Source organism: Paraglaciecola mesophila KMM 241 (genome assembly GCF_000315015.1).
GTDB classification, from domain to species: Bacteria; Pseudomonadota; Gammaproteobacteria; order Enterobacterales; family Alteromonadaceae; genus Paraglaciecola; species Paraglaciecola mesophila.
This window is the reverse complement of the sequence record NZ_BAEP01000008.1, coordinates 34,232-46,889: the sequence shown is the minus strand read 5'-3', so window position 1 is coordinate 46,889 and position 12,658 is coordinate 34,232. Positions and strand designations below refer to the sequence as shown.

Annotated in this window: 15 protein-coding genes; 8 read left to right on the top strand and 7 right to left on the bottom strand. The window is 43.7% G+C overall.

What is annotated here, in order from left to right; all coding sequences use genetic code 11:
- Positions 1-9: 9 nt before the first annotated feature.
- A complete protein-coding gene (nrdB, locus tag GMES_RS03230; RefSeq protein WP_006991142.1) occupies positions 10-1,140 on the top strand; it encodes a class Ia ribonucleoside-diphosphate reductase subunit beta in 1,131 nt (376 codons plus the stop codon).
- Complete coding sequence (gene yfaE / locus GMES_RS03225) at positions 1,140-1,409, top strand: class I ribonucleotide reductase maintenance protein YfaE (protein ID WP_006991141.1); 270 nt, start codon at positions 1,140-1,142, stop codon at positions 1,407-1,409. The genes nrdB and yfaE overlap by 1 nt, the downstream gene beginning before the upstream one ends.
- Before the next feature lie 138 nt (positions 1,410-1,547).
- On the opposite strand, the gene GMES_RS03220 is transcribed toward yfaE, so the two are convergent.
- The 3 genes from GMES_RS03220 to dapA form a co-directional block, all read right to left on the bottom strand.
- A complete protein-coding gene (locus GMES_RS03220; protein ID WP_006991140.1) occupies positions 1,548-2,651 on the bottom strand; it encodes a phosphoribosylaminoimidazolesuccinocarboxamide synthase in 1,104 nt (367 codons plus the stop codon).
- Between the two features lie 78 nt (positions 2,652-2,729).
- Entirely contained in the window at positions 2,730-3,836 is a 1,107-nt protein-coding gene (gene bamC, locus GMES_RS03215; RefSeq protein WP_006991139.1) for an NlpB/DapX family lipoprotein, read from the bottom strand.
- A gap of 9 nt (positions 3,837-3,845) precedes the next feature.
- Positions 3,846-4,727, bottom strand: a complete 882-nt coding sequence (dapA, locus tag GMES_RS03210; protein ID WP_006991138.1) for a 4-hydroxy-tetrahydrodipicolinate synthase — start codon at positions 4,725-4,727, stop codon at positions 3,846-3,848.
- 161 nt (positions 4,728-4,888) lie between these two features.
- Here dapA and GMES_RS03205 point away from each other — a divergent pair, with 161 nt between their 5' ends.
- Together GMES_RS03205 and bcp are read left to right on the top strand one after the other, a co-directional pair.
- Positions 4,889-5,416 carry a glycine cleavage system transcriptional repressor gene (locus GMES_RS03205; protein WP_006991137.1) on the top strand — a complete coding sequence of 176 codons (528 nt, stop codon included), beginning with the start codon at positions 4,889-4,891 and terminating at the stop codon, positions 5,414-5,416.
- Between the two features lie 54 nt (positions 5,417-5,470).
- On the top strand, positions 5,471-5,935 hold the full coding sequence (bcp, locus tag GMES_RS03200; protein WP_006991136.1) for a thioredoxin-dependent thiol peroxidase: 465 nt from the start codon (positions 5,471-5,473) through the stop codon (positions 5,933-5,935).
- 65 nt (positions 5,936-6,000) lie between these two features.
- Here the strand turns inward: bcp and GMES_RS03195 are convergent, their stop codons facing one another.
- A complete protein-coding gene (locus GMES_RS03195; protein ID WP_006991135.1) occupies positions 6,001-7,071 on the bottom strand; it encodes an AI-2E family transporter in 1,071 nt (356 codons plus the stop codon).
- Between the two features lie 335 nt (positions 7,072-7,406).
- On the opposite strand from GMES_RS03195, the gene bepA reads away from it, so the two are divergent.
- Complete coding sequence (gene bepA, locus GMES_RS03190) at positions 7,407-8,873, top strand: beta-barrel assembly-enhancing protease (RefSeq protein WP_006991132.1); 1,467 nt, start codon at positions 7,407-7,409, stop codon at positions 8,871-8,873.
- On the opposite strand, the gene GMES_RS03185 is transcribed toward bepA, so the two are convergent.
- The gene (locus tag GMES_RS03185) at positions 8,859-9,329 is read right to left on the bottom strand and encodes a TlpA family protein disulfide reductase (RefSeq protein WP_006991131.1); all 471 of its coding nucleotides are present in this window, start codon (positions 9,327-9,329) and stop codon (positions 8,859-8,861) included. The two genes, bepA and GMES_RS03185, sit on opposite strands and share 15 nt — an antisense overlap.
- A gap of 78 nt (positions 9,330-9,407) precedes the next feature.
- On the opposite strand from GMES_RS03185, the gene arsC reads away from it, so the two are divergent.
- The 3 genes from arsC to GMES_RS03170 are packed head-to-tail and all read left to right on the top strand — an operon-like array spanning position 9,408 to position 10,823.
- On the top strand, positions 9,408-9,779 hold the full coding sequence (gene arsC, locus GMES_RS03180; protein ID WP_006991130.1) for an arsenate reductase (glutaredoxin): 372 nt from the start codon (positions 9,408-9,410) through the stop codon (positions 9,777-9,779).
- On the top strand, positions 9,776-10,372 hold the full coding sequence (gene wrbA, locus GMES_RS03175; protein ID WP_006991129.1) for an NAD(P)H:quinone oxidoreductase: 597 nt from the start codon (positions 9,776-9,778) through the stop codon (positions 10,370-10,372). The genes arsC and wrbA overlap by 4 nt, the downstream gene beginning before the upstream one ends.
- Before the next feature lie 22 nt (positions 10,373-10,394).
- Positions 10,395-10,823, top strand: a complete 429-nt coding sequence (locus GMES_RS03170; protein ID WP_006991128.1) for a DUF2069 domain-containing protein — start codon at positions 10,395-10,397, stop codon at positions 10,821-10,823.
- Here the strand turns inward: GMES_RS03170 and hda are convergent.
- Together hda and GMES_RS03160 are read right to left on the bottom strand one after the other, a co-directional pair.
- Positions 10,820-11,533: a DnaA regulatory inactivator Hda gene (gene hda / locus GMES_RS03165; RefSeq protein ID WP_006991127.1), complete on the bottom strand. Its 714-nt coding sequence runs from the start codon at positions 11,531-11,533 to the stop codon at positions 10,820-10,822. The two genes, GMES_RS03170 and hda, sit on opposite strands and share 4 nt — an antisense overlap.
- Positions 11,533-12,645 carry a DUF2066 domain-containing protein gene (locus GMES_RS03160; protein ID WP_006991126.1) on the bottom strand — a complete coding sequence of 371 codons (1,113 nt, stop codon included), beginning with the start codon at positions 12,643-12,645 and terminating at the stop codon, positions 11,533-11,535. Before GMES_RS03160 ends, hda begins: the two co-directional genes overlap by 1 nt.
- Positions 12,646-12,658: the final 13 nt, after the last annotated feature.

Below are 12,658 nucleotides of genomic sequence, written 5' to 3'. Positions count from 1 at the left end.
CTAACATTCATGAAATACACAACGTTTAATCAAATCAATAACGACCCTTTGCAAGAACCTATGTTTTTTGGCAATCCGGTCAACGTTGCCCGTTATGATCAACAAAAACACAGCATTTTCGAAAAACTTATCGAGAAGCAAATCAGTTTTTTCTGGCGCCCCGAAGAAGTAGATGTCAGTAAAGACAGAGTTGACTTTCAAAAGCTGAGTGAATCAGAAAAGCATATTTTTATTTCGAATTTGAAATATCAAACGTTATTAGACTCTATTCAAGGTCGTAGCCCGAACATTGCGTTCTTACCGATTATTTCTATCCCTGAGCTAGAAACATGGACTGAAACATGGTCGTTTTTTGAAACCATCCATTCACGTTCGTACACCCATATTTTGCGTAACTTGTTTGGCGACCCTAGCAGTATTTTCTCTGATATCGTTGAAAATGAGCAGATCAAAAAGCGCGCAGCTGATATCTCTAAATACTACGACGACTTGATTTTTTACACCCAACTTTGGCAAACACTGGGGGAAGGTACGCACACTATCAATGGTGAAGAGCACGTTGTGACTATGCGTACGCTAAAGATAAAACTATTCTTGTGCATGAATTCTGTGAATGCCTTGGAAGCAATTCGTTTTTACGTGTCGTTCGCGTGTACGTTTGCTTTTGCTGAGCGTGAATTAATGGAAGGTAACTCTAAAATTATTCGCCTGATTTCACGTGACGAAAATCTACACTTGACCTCGACGCAGCATATTTTGAACTTGTGGGCGAAAGGTAAAGACGACCCTGAAATGGCTGAAATCGCCCTTGAATATAAACAACAAGCCACGGATATATTCCTTGATGCAGTCAATCAAGAGAAAGAATGGGCTGAGTACTTATTTCAGAACGGCTCAATGATTGGCCTAAATAAAGATATTTTATGCCAATACGTGGAGTTTATTGCGAACCACAGAATGTCAGCGATTGGCCTAGGTCAGCCATTTGATATTAAAAATAACCCCTTGCCTTGGATGAATAATTATTTGAATTCAGACAACGTACAGGTTGCTCCGCAAGAATCCGAGATCAGCTCCTATCTTGTCGGCCAAATCGACTCTGAAGTCGGCAGCAACGACTTCGACGAGTTCGAGCTATAGTGTGCAAAAAAGTCACGGTTGTTGAACATGACCCAGACGCCCCCTGTGAGCAAACGATTTCGTTTGCTCACAACAATCTCCTCGACTGTTTACTCACCCATAATATTCCTAAGGAATACCACTGCAAAGAGGGATTTTGCGGCGCATGCAGAACGCAGTTAATCGAAGGTGAAGTAGAATACTTACTTGATCCTCTTGCTTTCATCGATGACGGTGAAATACTGGCTTGTTGCTGTAAACCCTTGGGCCATATAAAAATTAAAGCGTAATCCAATCTCCCGTGCACTCGCAGCGTCGATCGATTGGAGTTGGCTAAAAAGAGGCTTGTTAAATTAACGGTTATAAAACAAAAAAAGCCAGCAAACTAGCTGGCTTTATGAATCTCACATTTCAAACGAGATAGGAGTTTAGTCAATAAGCTGGTACTTATCCCGTAACACATTGATCACTTCTTCTTTAGGATTATCACTGAGCACAATTTTTTGGCCGGTGATTTTCTCAGCTATTTGCGTATAGGTCTTTGATATGTCCATTAACACCTTTATAGGTAAGGCATTGTCTCGGGCTAATGCCTCGCGTTCATCCATACGCTCTTTGTTAAGCAAGATGTCAGGATCAGGGAAGTAATTAAGCAGCAACTGCCTGAACCCTTCTTTTGAGTTCTCGACTATACAGCCTTGCTCGTATTGCTTGGCGTCCCATATACGTGATGAATCTGGGGTACCCACTTCATCCATATAAATTAATTTATCGTTGCCCTCTACGTCTTTTACGTATCCGAATTCGAACTTTGTATCTACGAAAATTTGCCCTATTTTGTCAAGCGCATGGCTTATGACCCCGAAGCCTTCAGTCAATAATTTTTCGTACAAAGCAATGTCATCAGCAGAGTTAAAATTAAACGCAGCATAGTTTTGCGCTATATCACTGCGAGATACATTGACATCATCTGCTTCTGGCACACCCTCAATGCCTTTAAGAACACCTTTGGTGGACGGAGTAATCAATATATTGGCTAACTTGCTGTCTTTTGATAACCCTTCCTCCAGGCGGATACCGCAAAACTCGCGCTCGCCTTTTTCATAGGCGCGCCACATGGAGCCCGTAATATATTGACGGCAAATCGCCTCAATCATGATTGGGCGAGCTTTCTGAACAATCCATACCAATGGATGAGGAATGTCTAATATATGACTATCAGCCAGCTCCTGCTCTTTAAATAGGCCAAACCAATGGTTTGAAATAGCATTCAAAGCTGCGCCTTTCCCAGGTACGCCTTGCATACCTTCTTCGCCATGCCAAATGCAATCAAACGCTGAAATACGATCGCTTATCAACATGATGGCCAATGGCGTGTCTTTCGGAACTGGGTAATTATGCTCTTCAATAAGACGTCGGCTGTCATGTTCTGTTAACCAATAAACAGAGCGAACTTTGCCACTGTGTACAGGTAAATCAGTGCGAATCGGAAGGTTGTCATTAACAGCAAGCACTTTATCAGCGAAGCTCATACAAGATTGTCCTCAAAAAGGGTTGCCTAAAAATGAAAAAGCACCCTTGCGGTGCTCTTTCAAACGATACCAAATCTACTATATATCTAGATTGTCGTCTGCCATTACACGGGCAAAAACATCATACAACCCAGTCAGTTTTTCTTTTGTAAATGGTGTGCTTTCGTTATCAAGCACAGTCAACGAGGTTTGCTCTCCCGCTTCTTCCACTCTGAAGCGATATTCCTGCTTTTCGAGGGGTAAAGCATTCTCGTCGTTAGACCATACTGAATCCCACCAACCACTCTCGGTACCGTTGTATTTAACAAACAGTAAACCATTAGATTTGTCGTAATCTTTCACGTCAAAACCAAGTTTCCGTAACACCAACAGTACGCGGGGCCATGCTGTGTCGTAGTTACTGTCGATAATAAACGCGGGGGCATCTTCGTCATCTTGGCCAATAGTAATTTGCATACCACGGCGAATTTCACGTATGCGCTTTGCATCAGCCACTCGAATTTGATATTCGTAATGCCCAATCACCTTATTCAAAATGTCGACTTCTTTAGCGCGTGAATCTACATCAGATTTATCAGCAACAACGGCTTCCCCCTGACGCTCTTTATATTCCACTAAGTGCGCGTTCAATGTTGCTGTACGCCCGTGAGATTTCATTTCTAAATCAAATTCGAAGCGTTGGCTGGTGTCACGCTCAACAGATGACCAACTGTACCAATGATCATCTAAAATCTCTTTGACCACGACCCAATCGGTAACGAGGCGCTGTTTGTCTTTATCGAACGAATCAATGCCAATGCCCTGCTCTTCTAAATAACTTAGCAGCGAATTCCAAATGGTGGTGTCTAGCGGTTGGCTATCGTCGACTTGGTCGAAAAACACTTTCGCGTCTTTACTGCCATCATCAACATGAGAGCCAGTGACTAAAGGCAACACCAACGAGGGTGAAACGACCTTGAGCTTTTTGCCGATAAAATTGCGCGGCGCATCAGCATCTAAAGCAGGAAGCTTATAAGCCTGACTAAAATTAGGACGGTCAACATCGGCTGGTACTTGAATATCATGACCTGGCTGTTGCTTGGTATATTCAAAATTACCGCTGGCGATTTGTCGCTCTTCTAATGAACTACACGCGCTTAAAACACTAACCGCGATAGCTGTGCCAATGAAAAACTTAGTTGTCATGCAATCTCCTTAAGATAATACGCCCGAATTGCGCATGACTTGTTCGATATGATTTTGGCTATCAAGTTCCGATTCAATTAACGGTAAACGCAAAAATGCAGATTGAATGAGCCCCATTTTGTACAAAGCCCACTTAGGCAATACTGGATTTGGTTCAATAAATAGAGCGCTGTGAAGCTCGGCTATTTGCTGATCGATTTCTTTAGCTTTGGAGTAATCACCAGCAAGCGCCGCTTCACACATCTGAGACATTTGTTTAGGTACAACATTCGCCGTCACAGAAATAACGCCATGACCACCTGCGGTTAAAAATTCACAACCTGTGGCATCGTCGCCACTTAAGAATACAAAGTCCTTATCGACTAAAGGCTGCATTTGTTTTAAACGGGCAATATCACCGGTGGCATCTTTAAGGCCAACGATTTTAGGGTGCGTCGCAAGTTCCGCCACTGTGTCAGGCAGCATATCTGCCACCGTACGCCCGGGTACGTTGTACAATAGAACCGGCAGGTCAGTTGCATCAGCAACCGCGTTGAAGTGCGCCACCATGCCTTTTTGTTGCGGTTTATTGTAATAAGGCACCACACTGAGGAAACCATCAATCCCAGTACCCGACATTTGCTCACTTAAAAATATAGCCTCAGCGGTAGAGTTGGCTCCACTTCCAGCGATTACTGGAATCTTATTATCGGCGAACTCGACCATGCGCTTGACCACTTCAATGTGCTCATCAAAGGGCAACGTGGCAGACTCACCCGTGGTGCCCACAGCAATTAAGCCATGGCTGCCATTGGCAATATGAAAATCAACCAACTTCTTTAACGACGGATAATCTATCTCGCCTGATTGGTACATGGGGGTGATTAATGCAACGTAACTACCAGTAAACATGCCTACTCCAGAAAAAATTCGCGCCTAATGGTAAAGAGCATGTGGGGTAAAAACAAGTAATGAATGCGCAGAATGCAAAACCAATCTTGAAACTGGAAATACTAGGGGTAATTCAGGTATGTTAGTAGAGTCAAAATTCACGAAGTAAGCTTAATACGTTAATGAAACAACAATTAATCATCACCATTTTAGGTGCCAACAAAGTCACCATGCTCAGTACAATTACTGATGTGGTTAGTGAGACTAATTGCAACATTCTAGATAGTCGCCAAGCGGTTTACGGTCAGGATTTTTCACTTACCATGATCGTAGAAGGCACGCAGAGCGCTATTGCACGTGTTGAGGTGGCTATACCACTGGCTTGTCAGCAGCTTGATTTGTTATCCATGATGAAACGAACCAAACGCCATGCTAAACAAAACCTAGAGCACCTTGCGGACGTGACCTTCTCAGGTGTTGATGCTGTAGGCGTCATTAAAGAAGTGACGCAATTTTTCTCCACGTTTTGCGTGACCGTCAGTGCTCTGCGTTTAAAGACGCTGCAAACATCCCCAGATGAACCAGATGAAGTGAAATGTAAAATGGTTGTCAGTATGCCTCACGATATTGACATTGGGGATTTCGAGAAAAAGTTTGAAGTGTTGTTGCAACAGCTAGATTTACATGGGGCTATTAAGCAAAATCACTGAACTTTCACTAATCACATTTCCACAATTTTTTTACATCCAAATTAAGGACATTTTATGAATAGACTGACAGCGGGTGCACCAGCACCTAAATTCTCCTTGCCAAATGAACACGGCGAAACCGTGAACCTAACGGACTTCAGCGGTAAAAAGGTATTGGTGTATTTCTACCCCAAAGCCATGACGCCAGGCTGCACTGTACAAGCTCAAAACCTTCGTGATAATAAAAGTGAACTAGAGAAGCTAAATGTTGTTGTGCTTGGCGTCAGCCCAGACGCCGTTAAGCGCCTGCCTAAATTTATTGAAAAAGAGCAACTTAATTTCAGCCTGTTGTCTGATGAAGACCATGCTGTGGCAGAGGCCTTTGGCGTTTGGGGTTTAAAGAAGTTTATGGGCAAGGAATATGACGGTATTCACCGCATCAGCTTTCTGATTAACGAACAAGGCGTGATTGAACACGTGTTTGATAAGTTTAAAACCAAAGACCATCATCAGGTCGTACTTGATTATTTAAATCAATAAGATAACACCGTGATGCTTGCTTACACTAAAACCATTTCCAGTGCAGGCAAGCATCGTCCGAAAGCTTAAATAGCAGGGGGAAGTTCCTGCAGAGGCCCTTTCCAAGCGTTAATCACCGCTTTTACCAACGTAGCCAATGGTATGGCAAAAAACACGCCCCAAAAGCCCCATAAACCGCCAAAAAATAACACAGCAATAATGATGTACACCGGGTGTAAGCTCACCGCTTCAGAAAATAGTACCGGAACAAGCACGTTTCCATCGAGTGCCTGAATCACCCCATAGGCAATCATTAACCACCAAAAATCCGGTGTGATCCCCCACTGAAATAGGGCCACTACCGCCACAGGAATAGTCACCACTGCCGCGCCAATATAGGGTATCAATACTGAAAAGCCCACCAACACGCCAAGCAATAAGGCATAACGTAAATCCATTAAGGCGAAGGTTACGGCTGAGATCGTACCCACGATAATAATTTCGATTACCTTACCGCGAATGTAGTTGGCAATTTGGGTGTTCATCTCACTGCCCACTTGTTTAATAAGCCTGCGCTGAGACGGAAGAAGCGGTGACAAATTGTCTAACAGCTGGTCTTTGTCCTTGAGCATAAAAAACACCATTAATGGCACCAACACAAGGTAAATCAACAACGACGCTAAGCTCCCAAGAGAACTAACAGAAGCTGAAAGAAGCTGTTCTCCCAAACTAACGATACGTTCATTCACGCCATCAAGCATGTCTTGCACATCACCCAAATGTACAAAATCGGGATACTGCTCAGGTAGCTGCAATAACCATACTTGTGCGTGCCCCCAAATTTGTGGCATTTCGCGAATGAGGTTGATGCTTTGCTGTGATACCACAGGCACTATGCCGATAAAGGTCAAAATACATAATGTCAAAAAGCCAAAGATAACCACACTACAGGCAAAGCCTCTACGCATACCCGCACGCGACAACTGACTTACAGGCCAATCCAATAAATAGGCGATGACTGCCGCTACCAATACCGGCATTAAAATGGTGCCTAACAACGCCAAAAGCACAGACACCGCAATCAGCATGATCAGCAACATAACGGAATCAGGATCAGAGAATTTGCGCTTATACCATCTTTCAAACACACTTATCATATAACTGTTATACCTCTTTAAACCGCGGTTAAAATTGCTTTGACTCGATGTAGATCACATCTAAAAACGCTATTCGTTAAATGTGTGCCGTGCAAAAATCGATTAGCGCAGCATAATATAGTGTGCCACTAAAGAAAGATAAGATTTTAGCAAAGTAGTGATGGCTTTTTTGCCCATCTGTTTTAAATAACGCTTAAGTGTGTTGCTTAGTGCCAATAAAACACTTGAAGTTAGAGCCATTCAACGCAATATTAACGGTTATCATCAGTTTTTCGGAACTAAATCAGGCTATTGCCTTTCTTATTAACGAAGTTGTAATTGATTAAATAGGTGAAATGATTAAAACATCCCCAGTTTACAAAAAAGCATTGCTTAGTTTGGCTGTATCGCTCGGAATTATGACGAGCGCTACCGGCTTTGCTGCTAACCAAAAGAATGCTTTGCCCGAAATAGGCGTCGTTGCTTCAAGTGCCATTAGCTTGGACAAAGAGATGCAAATTGGTGATGTGTTAATGCGTCAACTCCGAGGACAGGCCCCTATTATTAGTGATCCTCTGCTTGATGAATATATTCAAGATTTGGGTAACCGCTTGGTTGCCCAAGCCGATAATGTTAAATTTCCGTTTGAGTTTTTCCTACTCAATAACGCCGACATCAACGCCTTTGCTTTTTTCGGTGGGCACGTGGGTGTACACACAGGTTTAATTTTTAATGCGCGTAACGAGAGTGAATTAGCCTCAGTACTCGCCCACGAGGTCAGCCACGTTACCCAGCGGCACATCGCCAGAAGTATCGCCGCACAGCAGAAATCGTCACCTTTGCAGTTAGCGTCGGCCTTGGGGGGTATTTTACTTGCTCTAGCTAATCCAGAAGCCGGTATTGCCGCCATTAGTGCAGGCTCCGCTGCATCGGCACAATCCTCAATCAATTACACTCGCCAAAACGAAAAAGAGGCGGATAGCATAGGTATTCGTATACTCGCGCAAGCAGGTTTTGACCCAAATGCTGCCGGTGAGTTTTTTGGTACATTAGTGGAGAAATACCGCTTAAAATCTAAACCACCTGCTTTTTTATTAACTCACCCATTGCCTGAATCTAGGGTTGCAGACGCCCGTACACGTGCTGCAAGTTATCGCACAGCAAGAGTGGCTCCAAGCTTAAGCTTCCATCTTGCTAAGAGCCGTATTTTAGCCCGCTATTACGCAACGCCTGAATACAACGTGAGCTATTTTGAAACCAGTTTAGAGCGTGGTAGCTATACTTTTAAAGCCGCTTCTGAGTATGGTCTAGCCTTGGCTTATTTAGCAGATAAACAGTACGACAAAGCCCGTAACCTCATCGATGGTTTGCTAAAAGATGATCCGCGTAATTTGTTTTATCTCGATACCTATACCGACATTGCACTTGAGACTGGGCGCGTACAAGATGCCATCGACAAACTCATGGCCCAAGCAGCATTAACGCCCCGCAATCGCGTCATTACACTGAATTTAGCCAATGCGTTGGTTAAAAATAAGCAATATGATCGTGCTGTACGCATACTAAAAGATTACTTATTGGTCGAACCTGACAACATGCTCGCCCACCAAATATTGTCTGACGCTTACGCCGAAAATCAGAACAAATTGGAGATGCACCAAACCAAAGCTGAAGTCTACGCATTGGCGGCGTCTTACCCTCGCGCAATAGATGAATTACACAGTGCGTATAATTATGCAGGCGCGCAAAATATTGAAAAACAAAGAATACGCGCTCGAATCGAGCAGTTTCGTGAGTTTCAAACCCGGCTAGAGAGTTTGTAATATCTCGATAGCGCTGTATAAAGACGCAGCGCTTTGTTCCCCTAACAATTGTTTTTTAACTTCTCCGTCAGGTCCAATAATAAAAGTAGCGGGCAAACTGTTTGGTTTTGCCATTGGCAGCGGCTGCTCAATATCGGCAATAACCGGAAATTGGATCGCAAATTTTTGTTTCAACTCGGCTAACTCTTGTGGAGTGACGTCATCGAAACTAATCGCAAATAATGGAATGTCACCTTCATTTTGCTGATGAAATTTGTTGAGCTCGGGCATTTCTCGCAAGCAGGGGGCGCACCAGAGTGCGAAGTAATTGACTACAACCCACTTTCCTTCGTAGTCGCGCCATTGGTGTGAGAGCCCATCATCTGTAGTAAAATCATTTCTAACCAAAGAATAGCCATACATTCCCGCCAACAACCCGGCAATAATAAGCAGCGAAAATAGAAATTTACGTAACATTGTACAGCCTTCCCTTTTACCAATGAGAGCGAAACGATAGAATAACGGTATTCATTGCAGATAATAGTAGAATTTACCATGTCGAAGCTGACCATACTACACAACCCACGTTGTTCAAAGAGCCGCCAAACGCTTCAATTATTGATTGATAATGGCCAGCAACCTAAGGTAATCGAATACCTTAAAAATCCGCCGAGCGTAGAAGAACTACAAGCTATCTTACTGATGCTGGGTATGTCAGATCCACGCTCCCTAATGCGTAAAAAAGAACCTGAATACAAAGCGCTAAACATAGACAGTGACAATATATCTCCTGACGAACTGCTCACCGTTATGCACGTCACCCCCAAGCTTATTGAGCGCCCAATTGTGATAAAAGGTGCGTTAGATGACCGAGAAAGCTTAGCCGCAATCGGCCGCCCGCCAGAGAATGTTCTTAAGCTACTATGAACAAGCATATTCTCATTTTATATTACAGCCGACACGGCGCCACCAAAGCGATGGCAAACCGAATTGCCCAAGGTGTAGAGTCAAAGGGTATGCAAGCGAAGCTTCGTACTGTACCTGAAATATCTAACGGGATTGATTTCAGCCAAGCCAGCGTGCCAGATGAAGGTGACCTATTTGTACAAAAAGATGACTTGAAGACGTGTGCGGGATTAGCGTTAGGCAGCCCCACCCGCTTTGGTAATATGGCTTCTGCGTTAAAGTACTTTCTCGACAGTACCAGCAGTCAGTGGTTGTCCGGCGCGTTAGTCGATAAACCAGCGAGTGTATTCACATCAACAGGAAGTATGCACGGCGGTCAAGAAAGTACGTTGCTCAGTATGATGCTACCGCTACTACATCACGGGATGGTCATTGCAGGGTTACCTTATACTCACCCTGAACTACATAGTACCACCACAGGCGGCAGCCCTTATGGTGCAACCCATTATGCCCATGGCGAAAAAGGCAACAAACTCAGTGATGATGAACGCGCACTGTGTTTTGCCCAAGGTCAACGCTTGGCAGCTATCGCACAAAAGTTAGCATCTCAATAGTTTATTAAAATCAGGACACCACATGACCCTAAACACCCAATTCTATAGACGCCTTGCTTTGGGCAGTTACTTTTTATTAATTGCATGGCTAATCGTTTGGCACTTCTTTCTCACCATAGATAAAAACACATCAACACTGTTTACCCTATTACTGTGGATAGTCCCTATCCTGTTGCCGATACGTGGCTTGCTTGCAGGCAAACCGTACACCTATGCATGGACTAATTTTATTGTCATGTATTATTTACTGCATGGTTTGACCGCTGTATACGCCGTAGAGGGTGAACAAGTCTATGCTGCTATAGAGATATTATTGTGCGTGGGCTTGTTCACTGGCTGCAGCTTTTATGCTCGATTACGTGGAAGAGAGCTCGGTACCGGCATTAGAAAATTAAAAGAAGAATTACAGGAAGAAAAAGAAGCATTTGAAGCGCACAAAAAAAATCGTTAATTGAGATTAAGCGCTTCTTTTACAAATGGGATGGTCAGCTTTCTTTGCTGTTGTAAAGACAGCTGATCCAGCTTATCTAATGTACTCATCAGCGATGGCATATCGCGCTGCCAATGATTCACCAGATACATGGCGACTTTCTCTGGCATCACCAGACCTCTTTGTCTCGCTCGCGTTAAAAGCGCCACACAGCGCCCCTCATCACTTAAACTGGCTAACGTGAAACTTACCCCCCAAGCTAAACGAGATGCTAAGTCCGCTAGTTGCAGGTTTAATGACGTGGGCCCACCGTTAGCGCACACGACCACATGACTGCGACCTAGCTCTTTGACTCTGTTTAATAAATCAAAAACCGCTATCTGCCATGTTTGGGAATCCTGCAGTGCATCTGCGTCGTCTAAACAAATGAGTTGGCTGTGCTCTAGCCCGTCAAGCACTTCAGGGGAGTATTGCTGTTTATCTTTAAAACTAAGATACACAGCGCTGACATTCGCCGATTGGGCTTTGTGACATAAAGAATAAAGAAGATGACTTTTACCTACGCCATGATCGCCACTGACAAACGTTAGCCAAGGTTGATTTTTGGTATTCAACGTTTTGTTGAGCAAACTTTTGAGCCGGTGAACCAAGTGCACGTTTTCGCCAACAATAAAACTATCAAATGTTTCTGTATCGCGTAAATTCACAGCTAAAGACAATTGCTTGCTCATTATAGTTTCCAGAAATACTCCAACTTTTGCTTATCCAGTTCGAAGCGATTCACCGGAGAAATTCGATTGTCTAAGCTCATTGCATCTACGAGGTTGTCTACCTCACCCAACAAGCTTAGTTCGAACTGCGCCACTTGGCCGTTTTGACTCACTAAACTGGCGGAACTTACGACACTAAGACTATTAAAAAACGTTAATATTTCTCCGTATTGTCTGAGGCTACTCAAGTTATTTATAGTGACTATGGTGCGCATAGCTGCTGGGTCGAAACGGCTAAAATCAATTGCATATTTGTTCGCTAGGTTGTCAGCCATTCCTTCGATTAGCGCACTGACCACTTGCTCTTGATCTGCTCCTGAAACAGTCCCACCGCTTGTGCTTCCCGCTTCTAGTAGCGTCCAATCAGCTTGCCAAGCAACCTCAACGCCTTGGGCACTACCTTGGTCATCCTTTCCTTCAGCATCGTTGTTTTCCAACTTGTAGATCCTAGCTGAAAGCACATTCTCCACGCCATAACGCTTGCTTGCCTGTGCTAGTTGATGCACAAAACCGCCCCATACATCATAGATACTGATATTTTGCATATCATCTAAATCTAATAGAGGTTGAACAATCTCGACGCCTCTACGTTTTGCCACGTTTTGCGCAGCAACAAACAATTCTTGATGATTGCCTTCAGAGACCAACTCACGACGACCGTTAGGCTCCTTGATCGCCAACCATAATATGGTTTCTGGGCGAAGCTTGTCCCAAATTCGATAACCCGAATCGCGTAATTGCTTATCTACTTTTTCCTGATCAAAGTTAACCGCAAGATACAAATGCTCTGGAGTTTGCTCAAACCGATAAGTGCGTAAGTATCGTTTCGCTTGCTTAAGCTGTTGCTTGATTTGAGGGTCATTCAACAAAGTCGAATTACCACTGACCTTGACAAATACATCTTGTAGACCATCGCGTATGGCCGCATTCTGCGTGGCCGTTGATTGATCCGCAACCTCAATTTGCGCATTGTATAATCCTTCAATGACACCCGCATTAGCGCTCGCTAAACAACATAATGTCAGACAAAAAATAAGGTGCAATCGAGCTACAATAGCGACGCCTTTGAACATTTATCAACTTCAC

Bases quoted from the DNA above. Each gene is read 5' to 3' on its own strand.
- GMES_RS03170 (WP_006991128.1), top strand. From the start codon at position 10,395: ATGACCCTAAACACCCAATTCTATAGACGCCTTGCTTTGGGCAGTTAC.
- dapA (WP_006991138.1), bottom strand. From the start codon at position 4,727: ATGTTTACTGGTAGTTACGTTGCATTAATCACCCCCATGTACCAATCA.
- GMES_RS03220 (WP_006991140.1), bottom strand. From the start codon at position 2,651: ATGAGCTTCGCTGATAAAGTGCTTGCTGTTAATGACAACCTTCCGATT.
- arsC (WP_006991130.1), top strand. From the start codon at position 9,408: ATGTCGAAGCTGACCATACTACACAACCCACGTTGTTCAAAGAGCCGC.
- hda (WP_006991127.1), bottom strand. From the start codon at position 11,533: ATGAGCAAGCAATTGTCTTTAGCTGTGAATTTACGCGATACAGAAACA.
- bamC (WP_006991139.1), bottom strand. From the start codon at position 3,836: ATGACAACTAAGTTTTTCATTGGCACAGCTATCGCGGTTAGTGTTTTA.
- nrdB (WP_006991142.1), top strand. From the start codon at position 10: ATGAAATACACAACGTTTAATCAAATCAATAACGACCCTTTGCAAGAA.
- GMES_RS03195 (WP_006991135.1), bottom strand. From the start codon at position 7,071: ATGATAAGTGTGTTTGAAAGATGGTATAAGCGCAAATTCTCTGATCCT.
- bepA (WP_006991132.1), top strand. From the start codon at position 7,407: ATGATTAAAACATCCCCAGTTTACAAAAAAGCATTGCTTAGTTTGGCT.
- GMES_RS03185 (WP_006991131.1), bottom strand. From the start codon at position 9,329: ATGTTACGTAAATTTCTATTTTCGCTGCTTATTATTGCCGGGTTGTTG.
- GMES_RS03205 (WP_006991137.1), top strand. From the start codon at position 4,889: ATGAAACAACAATTAATCATCACCATTTTAGGTGCCAACAAAGTCACC.
- wrbA (WP_006991129.1), top strand. From the start codon at position 9,776: ATGAACAAGCATATTCTCATTTTATATTACAGCCGACACGGCGCCACC.
- GMES_RS03160 (WP_006991126.1), bottom strand. From the start codon at position 12,645: ATGTTCAAAGGCGTCGCTATTGTAGCTCGATTGCACCTTATTTTTTGT.
- bcp (WP_006991136.1), top strand. From the start codon at position 5,471: ATGAATAGACTGACAGCGGGTGCACCAGCACCTAAATTCTCCTTGCCA.